Source organism: Xanthomonas sontii, from assembly GCF_040529055.1.
GTDB classification, from domain to species: domain Bacteria; phylum Pseudomonadota; class Gammaproteobacteria; order Xanthomonadales; family Xanthomonadaceae; genus Xanthomonas_A; species Xanthomonas_A sontii.
On record NZ_CP132342.1, the window covers coordinates 4,553,672 to 4,571,267 of the forward strand.

At 70.5% G+C, this 17,596-nt stretch carries 15 protein-coding genes; 4 read left to right on the plus strand and 11 right to left on the minus strand.

The annotated features are described in order from the left end of the window. Positions 1–202: 202 nt before the first annotated feature. The 3 genes from RAB70_RS19180 to hflK form a co-directional block, all read right to left on the minus strand. Positions 203–388: a DUF2065 domain-containing protein gene (locus RAB70_RS19180; protein WP_148829427.1), complete on the minus strand. Its 186-nt coding sequence runs from the start codon at positions 386–388 to the stop codon at positions 203–205. 234 nt (positions 389–622) lie between these two features. Further along, entirely contained in the window at positions 623–1,489 is an 867-nt protein-coding gene (gene hflC / locus RAB70_RS19185) for a protease modulator HflC (RefSeq protein ID WP_026144397.1), read from the minus strand. Next, complete coding sequence (gene hflK / locus RAB70_RS19190; RefSeq protein WP_148829407.1) at positions 1,486–2,628, minus strand: FtsH protease activity modulator HflK; 1,143 nt, start codon at positions 2,626–2,628, stop codon at positions 1,486–1,488. The genes hflC and hflK overlap by 4 nt, the downstream gene beginning before the upstream one ends. Before the next feature lie 142 nt (positions 2,629–2,770). Here hflK and RAB70_RS19195 point away from each other — a divergent pair, with 142 nt between their 5' ends. Both RAB70_RS19195 and pilH read left to right on the plus strand, forming a co-directional pair. Beyond that, positions 2,771–3,775 (plus strand): acryloyl-CoA reductase, encoded by a 1,005-nt coding sequence (locus RAB70_RS19195; RefSeq protein ID WP_148829408.1) that lies wholly within the window; start codon positions 2,771–2,773, stop codon positions 3,773–3,775. A gap of 82 nt (positions 3,776–3,857) precedes the next feature. Then, positions 3,858–4,235 (plus strand): twitching motility response regulator PilH, encoded by a 378-nt coding sequence (gene pilH / locus RAB70_RS19200; protein WP_010340114.1) that lies wholly within the window; start codon positions 3,858–3,860, stop codon positions 4,233–4,235. 233 nt (positions 4,236–4,468) lie between these two features. Here pilH and RAB70_RS19205 read toward each other — a convergent pair whose 3' ends face one another. Together RAB70_RS19205 and RAB70_RS19210 are read right to left on the minus strand one after the other, a co-directional pair. Further along, positions 4,469–5,356, minus strand: coding sequence for a DnaJ C-terminal domain-containing protein (locus tag RAB70_RS19205; RefSeq protein ID WP_148829409.1), 888 nt, complete (start codon positions 5,354–5,356; stop codon positions 4,469–4,471). A gap of 135 nt (positions 5,357–5,491) precedes the next feature. Continuing rightward, a complete protein-coding gene (locus RAB70_RS19210; protein WP_010341349.1) occupies positions 5,492–5,959 on the minus strand; it encodes an Hsp20/alpha crystallin family protein in 468 nt (155 codons plus the stop codon). Positions 5,960–6,128: 169 nt separating this feature from the next. On the opposite strand from RAB70_RS19210, the gene RAB70_RS19215 reads away from it, so the two are divergent. Together RAB70_RS19215 and RAB70_RS19220 are read left to right on the plus strand one after the other, a co-directional pair. Beyond that, positions 6,129–6,611: a peroxiredoxin gene (locus RAB70_RS19215; RefSeq protein WP_148829410.1), complete on the plus strand. Its 483-nt coding sequence runs from the start codon at positions 6,129–6,131 to the stop codon at positions 6,609–6,611. Between the two features lie 31 nt (positions 6,612–6,642). Beyond that, complete coding sequence (locus tag RAB70_RS19220; protein ID WP_017909166.1) at positions 6,643–7,227, plus strand: bacterioferritin; 585 nt, start codon at positions 6,643–6,645, stop codon at positions 7,225–7,227. 586 nt (positions 7,228–7,813) lie between these two features. On the opposite strand, the gene pbpC is transcribed toward RAB70_RS19220, so the two are convergent. The 6 genes from pbpC to RAB70_RS19250 all read right to left on the minus strand — a co-directional run bounded on the left by pbpC (position 7,814) and on the right by RAB70_RS19250 (position 17,592). Beyond that, the gene (gene pbpC, locus RAB70_RS19225; protein WP_148829411.1) at positions 7,814–10,207 is read right to left on the minus strand and encodes a penicillin-binding protein 1C; all 2,394 of its coding nucleotides are present in this window, start codon (positions 10,205–10,207) and stop codon (positions 7,814–7,816) included. A gap of 139 nt (positions 10,208–10,346) precedes the next feature. After that, positions 10,347–10,835: a PAS domain-containing sensor histidine kinase gene (locus tag RAB70_RS19230; RefSeq protein ID WP_211352189.1), complete on the minus strand. Its 489-nt coding sequence runs from the start codon at positions 10,833–10,835 to the stop codon at positions 10,347–10,349. 799 nt (positions 10,836–11,634) lie between these two features. Then, the gene (locus tag RAB70_RS19235; protein WP_148829413.1) at positions 11,635–13,029 is read right to left on the minus strand and encodes a sigma-54 dependent transcriptional regulator; all 1,395 of its coding nucleotides are present in this window, start codon (positions 13,027–13,029) and stop codon (positions 11,635–11,637) included. An 82-nt stretch (positions 13,030–13,111) separates the two neighbouring features. Continuing rightward, entirely contained in the window at positions 13,112–15,553 is a 2,442-nt protein-coding gene (locus tag RAB70_RS19240) for an ADOP family duplicated permease (protein WP_148829414.1), read from the minus strand. Then, on the minus strand, positions 15,550–16,320 hold the full coding sequence (locus tag RAB70_RS19245) for an ABC transporter ATP-binding protein (protein WP_148829415.1): 771 nt from the start codon (positions 16,318–16,320) through the stop codon (positions 15,550–15,552). The genes RAB70_RS19240 and RAB70_RS19245 overlap by 4 nt, the downstream gene beginning before the upstream one ends. A 21-nt stretch (positions 16,321–16,341) precedes the next feature. Further along, positions 16,342–17,592 carry an efflux RND transporter periplasmic adaptor subunit gene (locus tag RAB70_RS19250; RefSeq protein ID WP_148829416.1) on the minus strand — a complete coding sequence of 417 codons (1,251 nt, stop codon included), beginning with the start codon at positions 17,590–17,592 and terminating at the stop codon, positions 16,342–16,344. Positions 17,593–17,596 lie beyond the last annotated feature (4 nt).

A 17,596-nucleotide genomic window follows, 5' to 3' on the forward strand; every position in this document is an offset into this window, starting at 1 on the left:
GACCTGCCGACACCGATGCGGCCGCTCCATCGGGGAGCGTCCAGGCGGCGGCAGGACCCATACACGGAAAAAGCCGGTCGAGACGCTCGCGTGGAGCGGGCCCGGCCGGCTTTTGTGCATTATCCGGGTTTTGGGTGGCGGTCACCACCCCTTCCCCTGCCGCGTTCAGCGACCTGCCCAGCGGGGCGCGATCAGGATGCGGTCAGGCGCGAACCCACAGCAAGGCGAGCAATCCCACCGCCAGGGCCAGCCCGCCAGCGATCCGCAACTGCGTGACCGGCATGGCCAGCATCTGCTGCACCATCCGCTTCCAGGCCTCCGGCGCGACCAACAGGATCAGACCTTCGAAGACGACGACCAGGCACACCGCGGCGATCAGATCGTGCATGGGGGTCTCGGCAAGCGGGGATGGGTGGGCCGCGTCGACACTGAAGCGGCTTGATCGTTCAGGAGCGGCTGAAGTGGCGCAAGCCTTCCCGGTGAAGCCCGTCGCGACTGAAGTCGCTCCCACAAAAGGCTTCCTGCGCCGGGTACCGGCGTCTGCAACCGGCCATCCTGCACGTCGTCAGAGACCGGGGACCCGCCTTTGCGAATCCCCAATCCCGACTCCCCAATCCCGCCCTCAGCGATCGCTCTTGAGGTATTGCAGGAACGGATCGTTCTTGTCGAGCACGATCACGCCGTTGCCGTCGGCCATGGCGCCGCGGTAGGCCTCCAGACTGCGGTAGAAGGCGTAGAACGACGGGTCGGCGGAGCCGGCCTTGCCGTACACGCTGGCGGCCTCGGCATCGCCTTCGCCGCGCAGTTTCTGCGCGTCGCGCTCGGCCTCGGCGACCAGCACCGTGCTCTCGCGGTCGGCCTGGGCGCGGATGGTCAGTGCCTGCTCCTCGCCTTCGGCGCGCAGCTTGGCCGCTTCCTGCTTGCGCTGCGCGCGCATGCGTTCGTACACGTCGGTGATCACCTGGCTGTCGGTCGGCAGGTCGATCTGCTTGATGCGCAGGTCGACGATCTGCATGCCCAGGGTCTTGCTGGCCGCGTTGATCGCCACCAGCTGCTTGGCGATCAGTTCGCTGCGGTCGCCGGACACCAGCTGCTGCAGGGTGCGCGAGTTGATCTGGTTGCGCAGCGAGTCGGTGATGATCGGCGCCAGCAGGCTGTTGGCCACCTTCTCGTCGCCGCCGGTGGTGGCACGGTAGAAGGCGCGCACGTCGGAGATGTAGCCGATGGCGAAGAAGCTGACGCTGACGTCCTTCTGCTCGGCGGTGAAGTAGCGCGCCGGGTTGGTGTCGATCACCTGGAAACGGCGGTCGAACATGCGTACCGACTCGACCAGCGGCACCTTGAAGTGCAGGCCCGGCTTGAGATCGGCACGCACCACGCGGCCCAGGTTCAGCACCATCGCCGCCTTGTCCTCGGGCACCACGAACACCGAGCTGAGCAGCGCGAACAGCGCGACGACGGCAATGCCCGCCCACAATGACAGTTTCATCGCTGGATCTCCTCACGGCCGGTCGGGCGCGGCGTGCGCTCCGGGTTGCGGACACTCTCGGCCGAACTGCTGCTCAACGCCGGCATCAACACCTCCTGCGGCACCGTCGGCAGCGACGTGGTCGGCGCCGGCGGCGTCGCCGCGGCCGGCGCCTTGCTGTCGGCGGGCATCGGCACGTAGATCAGCTGGCGGCCGTCGCCGCCGATGACCTTGCGGTTCTCCGCCAGCACCTGCTGGATCGTCTCCAGCCACAGCCGCCTGCGGGTGACCTCCGGCGCGTTCTGGTACTGCTGCTGCAGCAGGGTGAAGCGCTCGGCGTCGCCCTGCGCGCGGGCGATCGCCGCTTCCTTGTAGCCTTCGGCGACGGTGCGGGTGCGCGCCGCCTGGCCGCGCGCCTCCGGCACCACCTTGGCGGCGTAGGCCTGGGCCTCGTTGATCAGCCGCTCCTTGACCTGCTGGGCGCCGTTGACCTCGTCGAAGGCCGATTTCACTTCCTCCGGCGGACGCGCGTCGGGCAGGGTCAGGCCGGTCACGATCAGACCGGTGTGATAGGCCTTCAGCGCGGCCTGCAGGCGCTCGCGCGCGGCCACGGCCATCGGCCCGCGGTTGTTGAGCACCGTGTTGAGATCCGAGCGGCCGATCTGTTCGCGCACCGCGCTCTGCGCGGCCTGCTCCAGCACCAGGTCGGCGTTGCGCGCGCCGAACACGTAGGTGCGCGGGTCCTCGACCCGGTACTGCACGTTGAGCGAGACGTTGACGATGTTCTCGTCGCCGGTCAGCACCGGCAGCTGGCTGTCGAAGGTCTTGATGCGGGTGGCATCGACCTTGCGCACGGTCTCGATCGGCCACGGCAGCTTGAAGTTCGGGCCCGGCTGCAGGATCCGCGAGAACTGGCCGAAGCGCAGCACCACGCCGCGCTGCTGCTCGCCGATCAACTGGAAGCTGCTGAACAGCAGCACCAGCACCACCGCACCCAGGATCCAGCGGCCGATGCCGCCGCCATCGCCGAACAGGTCCTTCAACGGACCGGGCAACCCGCCCCACCTGCCTCCCCCATTGCCGCCACGCGGCGGCCAGGGACCGCGCCCGTGATTGTCGGGGCCGTCTCCGCCCTTGCCGCCAGGTGTGTTCCAGGCCATGCATGCTCCAAGAAGGAAGGTGGCGCCGCGTCGGTCACGCGCCGGTCACCGGATAATGAGTCGCCGATTCTACAAGATGGGGCAGACCCGCCGTTTCGAAAGGGTATCTTGGTGCATTCCTGCGTGCCGACCAAGGTGTTCCATGTCCGTTCCCGCCCAGTTCTCCGCCTTCCGCATCCATCAGGACGCCACCGGCTACCACGCCGGCCTCGCCCCGCTGTCGCTGGACCAGCTCAGCGACGGCGAGGTGGTGATCCGCGCCGCCTGGTCGTCGGTGAACTTCAAGGACGCGCTGGCCGGCACCGGCCAGGGCAAGATCCTGCGCCGCTTCCCGCTGGTCGGCGGCATCGACGTGGCCGGGCACGTGGTCGCCTCCCGCGACCCGGCGTTCAAGGAAGGCGACGCGGTGCTGGTCACCGGCTGCGGCCTCAGCGAGACCCGCGACGGCGGCTACAGCGAATACGTGCGCCTGGAGTCCAAGTGGGTGGTGCCGCTGCCGGCCGGGCTGAGCCTGCGCGAGAGCATGGTGCTGGGCACCGCCGGCTTCACCGCGGCGCTGGCGCTGCTGCGCCTGCTCGACAACCGCCAGACCCCGGCGCTCGGCCCGCTGTGCGTGACCGGCGCCACCGGCGGGGTCGGCTCGCTGGCGGTCGACATCTTCAGCCGCGCCGGCTTCGAGGTGCATGCGGTCAGCGGCAAGGCCGAGCGCGCCGAGCAGCTCAAGGCCTGGGGCGCCACCCAGGTGCTCGGCCGCGAGGCCCTGCAGACCAGCCGGCCGCTGGAATCGGTGCGCTTCGGCGGCGGCCTGGACAACGTGGGCGGGGCGATGCTGACCAGCCTGCTGGCACAGACGGCACCGTACGGCAACGTCGCCAGCGCCGGCCTGGCCGCGACCGCGGACCTGGACATGACGGTGATGCCCTTCATCCTGCGCGGGGTGTCGCTGCTGGGCATCGGCTCGGCCGGCACCGCCCGCGACCTGCGCGACCGCATCTGGCAGCACCTGGGCAGCGACTGGAAGCCGCGCCACCTGGAGACGATCTGCACCCGCGAAGTGGACCTGGCCGGCCTGCCGGAGGTGTTCGCGACGATGCTGGCCGGGCAGTCGTTCGGGCGCACCGTGGTGCGGCTGGATCCAAGCGCGTAGCCACGCCGACGCTTTGTGACACGCAACGCTTTCCGCCTTCGCGCCGCTGCCACTACACTCGGAGCCTCCTAGGGGGAACCACATGGCACGCATTCTGATCGTCGACGATTCGCCGTCGCAGTTGCTGGGCATCCAGCGCATCGTCGAAAAACTGGGGCACGAAACGATCACCGCCACCGACGGCGCCGCCGGCGTGGAAGCGGCCAAGGCGGCCTTGCCGGATCTGGTGCTGATGGACGTGGTGATGCCGAACCTCAACGGTTTCCAGGCCACCCGCACCCTGCGCCGCGAGCCGACCACGCAGAACATCCCGGTGATCCTGGTCACCACCAAGGACCAGGACACCGACCGCATGTGGGGCATGCGCCAGGGCGCCCGCGCCTACATCACCAAGCCGTTCTCCGAGGACGAGCTGTACGAGGTGATCGAGCGTGTGTTCAGTGGCGAGGATGCGCCTTAAAAGCCGGGAATCGGGATTGGGGATTGGGGAGTCGTAAGGGCGGGTTTCCGGGCGGCGTTTGAGTGCGCGGCGTAAGGCCGCATGCAATCGGCGCGCCTTGTAGGAGGGGCTTCAGCCGCGACGGGCGTTACCGGTAACGCCTGTCGCGGCTGAAGCCCCTCCTACGACGCCACAGCGCGAGGGGAGCCCGCTTTTGCGAATCCCCAATCCCGACTCCCCAATCCCGCCTCACTTCACACGGCCTCGCCAAACGCTTTGGCCAACCCGCGATACGCCTTGCGCTGCGCTTCGGTTTCCGGCGCTGGCGCCAGCACTTCCAGTTCGACGATCTGGTCGCCCGGCGGGGTGCCGGGCAGGCCGCGGCCGCGCAGGCGCAGCTTGCGGCCGGCGTCGGACTCCGGCGGAATCTTCAGTTCCACCGCCCCGCCCAGGGTCGGCACGCTGATGCTGGTGCCCAGCGCCGCCTGCCAGGGCGTCACCTGCAGGGTGTAGAGGATGTTGCGGCCGTCCACCTCGAACTGCGGATGCGCGGCGTACTCGATCTCCAGCAGCAGGTTGCTGCCGCCGTTGCCCTGCCCGCCCAGCCGGATCACCTGGCCGGGGCGCACGCCCTTGGGGACGCGCACGTCCAGCTGCTTGCCGTTGATGGTGATGCGCACGCTGTCGCCGGCGTACACCGCCTCCAGCGGCACCGCCAGCTTGGCGCGGGTGTCGCCGCGCGGCGCGCCCGGTCCCGGACCGGGGCCGGCGCCGCCCTGGCGGGCACGCTGCTGGCGGGCGAACAGACTCTCGAAGAAATCGCTGAAGCCGCCGCCGGCGCCGCCGTTGCCGAACACTTCCTCGAAGTCGAAGCCCTGCGCGCCGCCGTAGTTCGGCGGCGCGTGGAACTCCTCGCCCGGCCGGTAGCCCTGCGCGCGCAACTGGTCGTAGGCGGCGCGCTTGGGCGGGTCGCGCAAGGCCTCGTAGGCCTCGTTGATCGCCTTGAACTTCTCTTCGGCCCCAGGCTCCTTGCTGACGTCGGGATGGTACTTGCGCGCCAGTCGCCGGTACGCGGTCTTGATCTCGGCATCGCCGGCGCTGGGTTCCACGCCCAGGGTCGCGTAGTAATCCTTGAATTCCATCCATCACCTCAAAAAGAGTCGGCCCGCCGCCTTGCGGCAACGGGCCGGTTGCATGCACTGCGCCATCGCCCGGCCATTCTACGGCCGGCTGCGAGGGCGCGGCGTCGCGGTGGCGGCGCCGCTGCGAGCAGGCGCTTACTGCACGATCGTGGCCCCGGTATCGACCTGGATACGGCGCGGCGTGCTCGCCGGACGCTTGGGGATGCGCACTTCCAGCACCCCATGGTAGCCGGTGGCGGAAATGCCGTCCGGATCGGCGCTGTCGGGCAGCGCGAAGCGGCGATGGAAGCTGCCGTAGCGGCGCTCGATGCGCGAGAAACGCTCGGTGTCGGCGGCCGATTCGCTCTTGCGCTCGCCCTTGATCGAGAGGATGCCCTTGTCCATCGACACCTCGATCTCCGACGGGTCGATACCCGGCAGGTCGGCGTACAGCACGAAGCGCTCCGGCTCCTCCTTGATGTCCACGCGCGGCACCCACTGCGCGGTGACGACGGCCGATTCGTCGGTGCCGCCGTTGGGGTCGAAGAAGCGGTCGAACACCTGCTTGATCTCGTTCTGGAATGCGGCCTGGGCCGGCCACTGGCGATAACGGACGATGCTCATCGTGGTCTCCTGAAACGTGACTGAGGTACACCCCGGAGGGGACGGTTCGCGGCGGCGGGACCGGCCCGCCGTCCATGCCGGTCAGATAGGCCTGCCGCGGCGCTTTTCAAGGCGTTGACGCCACCTTCCCATTTCCGTTTCTAGACTCGGTTCATCCAAGGAGCCCGACATGCCCATCCAGACCGGCGAACGCATTCCCGAAGTGGTGCTGCAGCGCATCCGCGACGGCGTGGAAGCCGTGGACACACGCACCCTGTTCGACGGCCGCCGCGTGCTGTTGTTCGCGGTGCCCGGTGCCTTCACCCCGACCTGTTCGGAGAAGCACCTGCCCGGCTATGTGGAGCACTTCGAGGAGTTCCGCAAGCGCGGCATCGAGGTGTACTGCATGGCGGTCAACGACCCGTTCGTGATGCAGGCCTGGGGCAAGAGCCAGTTGGTGCCGGAGGGCCTGCAGATGCTGTCCGACGGCAATGGCGACTTCGCCAAGGCGCTGGGCCTGGAACTGGACGCCAGCAGCTACGGCATGGGCGTGCGGGCGCGCCGCTTCGCGCTGTACGCCGACGACGGCGTGGTGCAGGCGCTGTTCGTCGAGGCGCCGGGCGAGTTCAAGGTCTCCGCCGCCGACTACGTGCTGCAGCACCTTCCCGACTGATCCCCTTACCCACCACAGGAAACGGCCAGCCATGTCCAACAAGCCAGCCACCCCGAAGACCGACGCCAAGCCGCTGCAGCACACCGCCGGCCTCACCGACACTGCCACGCTGCGCGCCAACGCCCGCCAGAGCATCGAAGACGGCGCGATCACCAAGAGCTACAGCGCCGACCGCGAGGCGGTGATCAAGATGCTCAACGACGCGCTCGCCACCGAGTACGTGTGCGTGCTGCGCTACTACCGCCACTACTTCATGGCCGCCGGCATGCTCGCCGATGCGGTCAAGGCCGAGTTCCTGGAGCACGCGCAGCAGGAGCAGGCGCACGCGCACAAGCTGGCCGAGCGCATCGTGCAGCTGGGTGGCGAGCCGGACCTCAATCCGGACACGCTGACCGCGCGCTCGCACGCCGAGTACAAGGAAGGCGAGGATCTGCGCGACATGGTCAAGGAGAATCTGATCGCCGAGCGCATCGCCATCGACAGCTACCGCGAGATGATCAATTTCGTCGGCGACAAGGACACCACCACCAAGCGCATCCTGGAAGACATCCTGGCCCAGGAGGAAGAGCACGCCGACGAGTTCTCGGACATGCTGGAAGGCTGGATCGGCAAGTAAGCCGGTTCAGCGTTACGCCCTCTCGTAGGAGCGGCCTCAGCCGCGACAGACCTTCCCGATGGATTCTGTTGCGGCTGCGGCCGCTCCTATGTTTTTCTCTTCGCGCGGTACGCAAATCTCAAGCGAAAGCAAAGGCTTTCGCCCTGGCGGGCGAGTTACTTTTCTTTGCTCGCGCAAAGAAAAGGTAACCAAAAGAAGCGCTTTACCACAGCCGAAGGCTGGTCAAGCGCGCCCTGCCTTCGCGCCCTCCGCGCTGCGTGCTCCGGGTCCGCGTCCATCCCGGGGATCCGCGGAAGGGGCATCCTGCCCCTGCCGCGGACGGCGCACATCCCTGTGCGCCGCCCTTCGGGTGTTTCCCCGCGCTGGCCGCCGCTTCGGAAGGGAACCCGGCAAATCAAAAGCCAAAGCAACAGCCAAAGCCAAAGCCAAGCGACAGCCGCCCACAGGGACCGCAGTTATCGGTGTCCGGGAGCGATGTGGGAGGGACTTCAGTCCCGACTGCTTCCTAGATCGGATCGCCCGCCTACTCTGGTCGTCCTGGTTGCATGACTGTTGGCTTCTACGAAGGCGCGCGCGCCACCGCTGCTCAGCGCAGCACCCGGAACCGTACCTGGGTCCAGGCGCCGTTGCTGGCCAGGGCGGTCAGGGTGTGGTCGCCGGCGTCGGCGAAGTCGCGCTGGAAGGTGCGTGCGCCCTCGGTGCGGGCGATCCAGCGACCGTCCAGCAGCCAGTCCACCGGGGTGCTCGTGCCCAGTGCGCGCACCTGCAGACGCACCGTGGTGCTGCCCGGCGCGCGTGCCAGGGTGGCGCGGTCGTTGAGGCCTTCGATACGCAATACGTCGCTGCGGCCACGGCCGTCGTCGCGGCAGTCCGGTGACAGCGCCGGCAATTGCCCGGCCTGGCGCTCGCTGGCGTGCAGCCATGGGGTCAGCAGTGCCGGCCAGCGCGCGAGGTCGCGGGTGACCGCCTCGTGCGGTTGCGCGCAGTCCGGCGACAGGCGCAGGCCGCTGTGCGCGTCCACCTGCACGGTCTCGCGGCCGGCGCTCCACAGCCGCGCGTCGCGCTCGGCGAAGGTCGGCGGCACCGCGCCGTCCAGCGCATAGGCGGAGAAACGGCGCTGGCACAACGCCGGCGGCGTCTGCTCGGCGGCGATGCCCAGCGGCCAGCATACGTCCACCTGCTGCACCGTCGCCGGCATCGGCCGCGGTGCGTTGTCGCCGCGCAGGCGCGGCAGGCTGTCGATGGTCTCGAACATCAGCGGCAACGCGGTCACCGCGCCGTATTGGCCGGGCAGCGGCGTGCCGTCGGGGCGGCCGACCCAGACGCCGACGGTGTAGCGGCGGGTGCTGCCGATCGCCCAGGCATCGCGGTAGCCGTAGCTGGTGCCTGTCTTCCACGCTACCCGCGGGCGCGTCCCGACGTCGAAGGTGCCGACGCCGTAGCCCGGACGCGGATTGGCCTCGAGCATCTCGCGCACGATCCAGGCCGCGCCGGGCGACATCAGCCGCCGTTCGATGCGCTGGTCGGTTGCGCTGTAGCGCACGTGGCCGGCGATGCCGTCGCGGTTGAGCGCGGCGAAGGCGCCGACCAGTTCCTCCAGCTTGGCGCCGGTGCCGCCGAGGATCAGCGCCAAGTTGGGCGTGCTGCCGCGCGGGAACTTCAGGCCGATGCCGGCGTTGCTCAGGCGCGCGGCAAAGCGCGCCGGGCCGACTCGGTCGAGCAGGTCCACCGCCGGCACGTTGAGCGACAAACGCAGGGCGCTGGCGGCGCCGATCGGGCCGTTGAAGGCTTCGTCGAAATTGCCCGGGCGGTAGTCGCCGAAACTCTGCGGCGCGTCGACCAGCAGGCTCTCAGAATGGATCAGGCCATCGCCCAGGGCCATGCCGTACAGGAACGGCTTGAGCGTGGAGCCTGGCGACCGCCAGGCCTGCACCATGTCCACGTCGCCGAGCCGGCGGCGGTCGCCGAACTGCACCGAGCCGATGTAGGCGCGCGCCTGCAGGTCGCGATTGTCCACCACCAGCAAGGCCGCGGAAGTGCGCTCGGGCAACTGCGAGAAGTAGGCGCTGACCCGGTCCTCCAGCGTGCGCTGCAGGTCGGCGTCGAGGGTGGAGACGATGTGCGCGGCGTGCGGGTGCTGCTGCCGCAGGCGCTCGGCCAGCAGCGCGGCGTGCAGCGGCGTCTGCAGCGAGCGCGCCACCACCGGTTCGATGCGCGCATCGTCGACCTGCGCGCGCGGCCACACGCGCAGCGCGACCATGCGTTCGAGCACCTTGTCGCGCGCCGCGCGCGCCGCCTCCGGATGCCGGTCCGGACGCAACCGGCTCGGTGCCTGCGGCAGTACCGCCAGCAGCGCCGCCTCGGCCTGCGACAGGCGTGCGGCCGGCTTGCCCAGGTAGGCCCAGCTCGCCGCCTCCACGCCTTCGATGGTGCCGCCGTAGGGCGCGCGTTCAAGGTACAGCTGCAGGATCTGCCGCTTGCTCAGGTGTGCTTCCAGCTGCAGCGCACGCAGCGCCTGCTGGGCCTTGCCCCACGGCGTGCGCGTACTGACCTCGGGCGGCATCAGGATGCGCGCCACCTGCATGGTCAGGGTGGAACCACCGGAGACGATGTGGCGCGAGAACAGCCACTGCTTGGCCGCGCGCAGCAGCGCCCAGGGATTGACCCCGGGATGCCGCCAGAACCAGCGGTCCTCGTAGTTCAGCAGCGCCTGCAGATACAGCGGCGAGACGCTGTCCGGGGTGGCCGGATAACGCCAGACGCCGTTGCTGTCGGCGAAGGCACGCAGCGGGGTGCCGTCGGCGGCCACCACCAGGGTCGAGGTGTCGCGCGACTTCGGCAGCGGCAGCGGAAACGCCAGGTCCAGCAACAACAGACTCGACAGCAGCGCCACCGTGCCCCAGCGCAGCCACGGCAGCAGGCGCGTCCAGCGCCGGGGGCGCCGCGCGGCGTGCGGGGCGGCGGTGTCGTCCAGTGGCATGCGGGCTCCCGATGGAAGCGGCCATTTTGCCTGTTGCGGTGGCGACGCGGCGAGCGGGATATCCCCTGCCCGTTCGGTATCGCCGACGATGGGTGCCCAACTGCTCCGGGGCACCAGCAACAATGCGCTCCTTCTGCCACTACGCCAGCGGCAATCGCAGCGTCGCCACGCTGCCTTGCGCGTCCGTATGGGCCTCCAGGCTCAGGCTGCCGCCCTGCGCTTCCAGGATCTGCCGCGACAGCACCAGGCCGATGCCCGAACCGCCGGGCTTGGTGGTGAAGAACGGCACGAACAGATTGTCGCTGGGCGGCAGGCCGGCACCGCCGTCGCTCACCTCGATCGACACGCTGGCGCCGTCGGCACTCGCGCGCAGCGTCACCGGCGCGCTGCCGCCGGCTTCCAGGGCGTTGCGCAGCAAGTTGATCAGCACCTGCTCGAGCTGATCGGCGTCGGCGCACGCATGCAGCGACGGCGCGACCTCGACCTGCACTCGTGCATCGTCCAGCAGCCGCTGCACGCGCGCGCACAGCGGCGCCAGCGCCACCGGCGCCGGGACCGGCGCGGGCAGCCTGGCCAACCGCGCGTAGCCGCCCAGGAACCGCTGCAGCGCCGCGCTGCGCTGTTCGATCACGCCCAGTCCGTTGTGCAGATCGGTCTGCAGCTCGGCGTCGAGCGCCTGCGGCGCGGCCGTCAGCAGGCGCGCCAGGGTGTCGGCGATCGAGGCGATCGGCGTCAGCGAGTTGTTGATCTCGTGACTGAGCACGCGCAGCAGGCGGCGGAAGGCCTGCGCCTCCTCCTCGCGCAGCGCGCGCTCCATCGGCTGCACCAGCAGCAGCCGCCCGGCCTGGCTGCGGCTGCGCAGGGCGGCGTGGCCGATCTGCCAGCGCCCCTGCTGTCCGGCGAACGCATGCGCCTGGATGCTGCCCGACGGCACATCGAACAAGCCGGCCAGTCCCAACGCCTGCGCGGATTGCCCGATGGCCTGCGGGGCGGCGACGCCGAGCAGGCGCTCGCCGGCCGGATTGACCAGGCGCAGGCGCTGGTCCTGTTCGAAGGCGAACACCGCCCCGTCCAGCGCCGCCAGGGTCTTGCTCAGCAGTTGCAGACTTTCGTGCGAATCGCGCTGTTCGTCCTGCAGGCGCTGCGCCAGGGCGTTGAACCGCGCCAGCAGGCCGTCGGCATCGCGCGCGTCCTGCGCCGCACGCACGCTGTAATCGCCCTCGCGCAGCGCGTCCAGCAGGCCGCCGAGGGTACGCAGGCGCTGCCCGGCATCGCGCTGCTGCCAGCGCCAGAGCGCCATGGTCAGCACCAGCACGCACAGCAGCAGCACGATCGCCTCGGGCAGCCGCGGCGCGCCGGCGACGAGCACGAGCACCAAGGCCAGCGCGGCCGGCGCCACCAGCCACAGCGGCCGGAAGCGCTGTCGCTCAGCCGGCGTCATCGCTGCGCAGCCCGTGCTTGCCCAGGCGCCGGTACAGGCTCTGCCGGGTGATGCCGAGCTGGTCGGCGGTGCGCTGCAGATTGCCCTGGTGCTGCGCCAGCGCCTGCTTCAGCAGCAGCGCCTCGGCTTCTTCCAGGGTGAGTTGCGTCGACAGTGCCGGCACGGCATTCGTCGCCGGCTGCAGGCGCAGGTCGTCGCTGCCCAGGGTACTGCCGTCGGCCAGCAGCGCCGCACGCTCCATCGCATGCGCCAGCTCACGCACATTGCCGGGCCAGGCGTAACCGAGCAGGGCGCGCTCGGCGTCGCGCGCCAGCGTCGGCAGCGGCCGCCGATAGCGGGTGCAGGCGGCGGCAAGGTAATGCCGCGCCAGCGGCAGGATGTCGGCGCCGCGCTCGCGCAGCGGCGGCACGCGCACCTGGAAGGTGTTGAGCCGGTACAGCAGATCCTGGCGGAAGCGGCCGGCCGCCACGTCCGCCTCCAGATCGGCATTGGTCGCCGCGACGATGCGCACGTCCACCCGTTGCGTGCGCGAGGAACCGAGCCGCTCGAACTCACCGTCCTCGATCGCGCGCAGCAGCTTGGGCTGCTGCTGCAGCGGCAGGTTGCCGATCTCGTCCAGGAACAGGGTGCCGCCATCGGCCAGTTCGAAACGGCCGGCGCGGTCCTGGCGCGCGTCGGTGTAGGCGCCGCGCACGTGACCGAACAGTTCGGCCTCGAACAGGGTCGGCGCCAGGCCGCCGATGTTGACCTTGACGAAGGCCTGCGTGCGGCGCGGCGACCACTGGTGCAGCAACTGCGCCAGCAGGCTCTTGCCGGTACCGTTCTCGCCCAGCAGCAGCACGTTGGCGCCGCTGCCGGCGATGCGCAGCAGATCCTCGACCAGGCGCTGCATCGGTGCCGATTCGGCAACGAAGCCGGCCGCGCCGTCCTGCAGCAACAGCGCCTGCGCCTCGCCGAGCCGTTGCGCGGCGCGGCGGCTGCGATCCAATGCGATGCGGCTCTCCAGCACCGCCAGGACCCGCGCGTTCTGCCAGGGCTTTTCGATGAAATCCACCGCGCCCTCGCGCATCGCCGCCACCGCCAGTTCGATGCTGGCCCAGGCGGTCATCGCGATCACCGGCAGCCCCGGCCACTGCGCGGCGACCTGCGCGATCAAGGCCAGGCCTTCGGCGCCGGAGGTGGTGTCGCGCGCATAGTTCATGTCCACCAGCACCGCGGCGAACGCGTCGCCGCGCAGGCAGGCCAGCGCCAGCTCCGGCGACTCGGCGCCGACCATACCGTAGCCGGCGCTCTTGAGCAGCATGCGCAGGGCCTCGCGCACGTCGGCCTGGTCGTCGACGACGAGAATGCGCGGCAAGGGCGGTGTGCGGGCGTCGGTCATGGCGCAGAGTCTAGCGGCCGGGCGTGGCGGACAGGCGCCACGGCGCCGGGCGTGGCGTACCCGCATCGGAACGCAAAGCGCATCATTCGGCGCGCAAGGCCTGCATCGGCGGCACCCGCGCCGCGCGTCGTGCCGGCGCCAGCGCGGCGAGCAGGCCGGCCGCGGACAGCACCAGCAGCACCGCGCCGATCGCCAGCGGATCGGCCACGCGTACCTCGAACAAGTACCGCTGCAGCAGCCGCGACAGCGCCATCGCCACGCCCAGGCCCAGCAGCAGGCCCACCCCGATCTGCACGCCGGCCTCGCCCAGCACCTGCCGCCGCAGCCGCGCCGGCGGTGCGCCGAGCGCGGCGCGCACGCCGAACTCGTGCTGGCGCGCGGCCACCGCCACTGCCATCACCGCATACAGGCCGACCGCGGCCAGCAACAGCGCCAGCCCAGCGAACAGGCCGACCAGCAGCAGGTTGAGCTTCTGTTCGCCGGTGGTGCTGGCGACCAACGCCTGCATCGGCTGCAGCTCGGCGATCGGCTGCTGCGGCGCCACTTCGTCGATCGCCGCACGCAGCGCGCGCTCGTCGGCACCCAGTGCGCCGGCCCGCAGATGCACCGCATAGGTCAGCGCGCCGAAGCCGCGGAGGATCTGCCACATCGGCTCGCTCATCTGCGCCAGCGGCTGGTACACGGTCGGCTCCGGCGGCTCGGCCGGGCTGGTGTGGCGCACGTCGCCGACCACGCCGACCACGCGCATCGACACGCGGTGGTCGCCGCCGTCGTCGGGCAAGCTGACGATCTTGCCCAGCGCCTGCCCGTGCAGGTAACGCGCAGCGAAGCTCGCGCTGACCACGCAGACCCGCTCGCCTCCGGCCACATCGCTGTCGGCGATCCCGCGCCCGGCCAGCAAGGGAATGCGGAAGACCTCCAGGAACTGCGGCGTGGCCAACCGGTACTGGCTGTCGACGGACGACGCGCCATCGATCTCCACGCTCCAGCTCAACCGCGTCGCCGTCGGCGGATTGGTCGACACCCCCACGCGGTCGATGCCCGGCACCTGCTGCAAGCGCGCGACGATGCGCCGGGTCTGCTCCACCGCATCGGCCGCGGTGATGTAGCGCTCCTTCACCGGCGCCAGGGTGAACACCACCGCCGAGCGGCTCTCGAAGCCCATCGGCACCTCCGCCAGCTTCTGCAGGGTGCGGGTGAACAGGGCCGCGCCGATCAGCAGCACCACGGCGATGGCCACCTGCGCGATCACCAGGACACGGCCGAGGCGGCCGGCCTGCAGGCTCCAGCCGCCGCGCCCACCGCCAGCCAGTTCCGTCACCAGATTGCGGCGGCGGCCGCGGACGATGCCCAGCGCTGCGGCCAACAGCGCCGTCGCACCGCCGGCGAGCAGCGCGAACAGCACGCTGGCGCCGCTCAGATGCGGCGCCTCGCCGCGCATCCACATCAGCGGCACCCAGCCGCCGAGCAGACGCAGGCCCAGCCAGGCCAGCACCAGGCCGGCCAGGCTGCCGAGCGCGCCGATCAGCACGCCTTCGGCCAATGCCGGCAGGCTCAAGCGCAGCCACGAGGCGCCCAGCGCGGCACGCACCGCGCTGTCGTGGCTGCGCCCGAGCGCGCGCAACAGCATCAGGCTGGTGAGGTTGATCGCGGCGATCAGCAGCACGCAGGCGGCCGCGGCGAAGAACAGCCACAGGGTGTTGCCGCTGTTGGCGTCGTACAGGCTGTCCTGAAGCGGCAGCGCGTTGGGCGGCCGTCGCTGCAGCGACGCCCACCACGACGCGTCCATGTGCGGGCTGTTACGCAACAGGGCCTGGAGCGTCGTCGCGGTCTGCGCGGACGCCGCGGCCACGCTGATGCCGGGCCGCAACCGCGCCACCACGATCTCGTTGGTGGACAGGTTGGTCGCGGCCAGGTCCGGCTGCATGTTGCGGATCAGGTCGAACGGCTCGGCCCAGGGGAACTCCGCCGGCAGCACGCCGACGATCTGCACCGGCTTGCCTTCCACCTGCAGGGTGCGTCCCACCGCAGACGGGTCGCCATCGAAATAGCGCTGCCAGAAACGATGGCTGAGGATCACCGCCTGCGGCCCGCCGGGCCGGCTTTCCTCGTCGTTGAAGTTGCGCCCGGCCGCCATCGGCAGGCCGAGCGTGCGCAGGAAGCCGGCATCGGCACTGATCGAGGCGACCACCTCGCTGGCAGCGCCGCGGGCGACGTTGGCCGGCACCGGGAACCCGCGCGCGATGCCCACCGACTGCAGGCTCGACATGCGCCGCAACACCGGGTAATAGCCGGGTGCAGCGACATTGCGGCCAGGGTCGCTGGACAGGCCGAGGGTGACCAGCCGCTCCGGCTGCGGGAACGGCAGCGGCTTCAGCAAGGCCTGGTCGAGCAGCGCGAACACCGCGGTGGTGGTGGCCACGCCCAGCGCCAGGGTCAGCACCGCCAGCAGCAGATAGCCCGGCTTGCGCGCGAGCGTGCGCCAGGATTGCCGCATCTCGGCCCACTGCAGGGCGGCGCTCATCGTGCCTGTCCCGCGGCGCGTGCCGGCAGCGCCACGTCCTGTTCGTGGCGCAAACGCTCGAAGGTGTCTTCGTCGACGATGCGGCCGTCGAGCATGTGCACGATGCGCTGCGCGCGCCGCGCGAATGCCGGATCATGAGTGACCATGCACAAGGTGGTGCCGTTGTCGTGCAGTTGTTCCAGCAACTGCATCACCGCCTCGCCGTTGCGGCTGTCCAGGTTGCCGGTCGGTTCGTCGGCGAGCAGGATCGTCGGATTGCCGGCCAGCGCGCGCGCCACCGCCACGCGCTGCTGCTGGCCGCCGGACAACTGCCCCGGATAGTGCTTCTGGCGATGCTGCATGCCGACCAGCTCCAGCACCTCGCGCACGCGCTGGCGGATCTGGCTGCGCTGGGCGCCCTCGCGGTAGGTCAGCGGCAGCGCCACGTTCTCTTCAACGGTGAGGTCGGCGATCAGGTTGAAGGCCTGGAAGATGAAGCCGATCTCGGCGTTGCGGATGCGTGCGCGGCCAACCGTGTCCAGTTCGGCGACGCTGCGGCCGTTGAGCCGGTAGGTGCCGCCGCTGGGCGCATCGAGCAGGCCCAGGATCGACAGCAGGGTCGACTTGCCGCAGCCGGACGGGCCGGTGATGGCGACGAAATCGCCAGGCGCCACGTCCAGTGCGATCTCGGCCAGGGCGTGGGTTTCCACTTCCTCGGTGTGGAAGACCTTGCTGAGCCCGTGCAGGTGGATCAGCGGCGCGGCGGATGGTGCGGGAACTGCGGTCATGCGGGATCTCTCCTGGTGAGGCTAGCGTAAGCGCAAGGTGGCGTCGGCATTCCACTGGCTGGTGTCGGACAGCACGACGCGGTCGCCGGCGCGCAGGCCGGCGCGGACTTCGATGCGGTCGCTGGAGGCGGCGCCGAAGCGCACGCGGATGCGCTGCGCGGTGTCGCCGCCGTCGCGCAGCACGAACAGGCTGCCGGCGGCGTTGGGCACGGCCAGCGCCGGGCGCGGGATGCTGACCACGTCGCGCAGCGTGCCGAGCACGATGCGGCCGTCCACCGACAGGTCCGGGCGCACGCCGAGCGGCAACGGCGGCGTCAGCCGCACGTCGACCGCCACACTGCCGCTGCGCACCGCCGGATCGATCCGCGCCACCTGCCCGCCGACCACGCCGTTGTGCGTGTCCACCGCCACCGGCAGGCCTTCGATCACGTCCTTGGCCAGGACTTCGGGCACCTGCAGGCGTGCCAGCAGGTCGTCCGGGCGCGCCACCCGCGCCAGCTTCGCGCCGGCCTCGACGCGCTGGCCGGGCTCCACGTCCACTTGTTGCAGGATGCCGTCGCTGCCGGCACGCACCTGCAGCGAGTCGGCCTGTTGCGTGGCGATGGCCAGCGCACTGGCGGCCTGCTCGCGCCGTGCCTGTGCCGCACGCAGTTGCGCGGCCATGTTCTGCCGGAACGCGGCGACGCGCTTGCGTTCGATATCGGCACGGCCGCGTTGCTGCGCCTCGACGATCTGGCTCTGGGTGAGATCGATCGCCGAGATCGCGCCGCCGTCGTGGCCGCGCCGGTAGGCCTTGGCCTTGATCTGCGCGATCTGCAACTCGGACTCGGCCTGCGCCTGCAGCGCCTGCTGGTCCAGCAGTTGCGAGGCCAACGCGGCGTGCAGTGCGGCCAGGTCGGCATCGGCGCCGGCCAGCGCGGCGCGTGCGCGATCCAGGCCGGCCTCCAGTTCCGGATTGACCAGTTGCAGGATCGGCGTATCGGCCAGCACGCGCGCGCCGGCCTCGACCCGTTGCTGTTGCACGGTGGCCGGGGCCCCGGCGGTGATCCAGCGGATCTGCCGCGGCACCAGCACGCCGTTGGCGCGGACCTCGCGACGCATCTCGCCGCGCGTGGCCGCATCGATCCACACTTCGCTGCGCGCCACCCTTGGTGCGGCGCGGCCGCTGCCGAGCAGCGCCACGCCCAGGACGATCGCCACGGCAGCGGCTGCCACCAGCCAGCGGCGGCGGTGGCGCCAGAACGAACGGTTCGGTGATTTCGCGATATCCATGCCT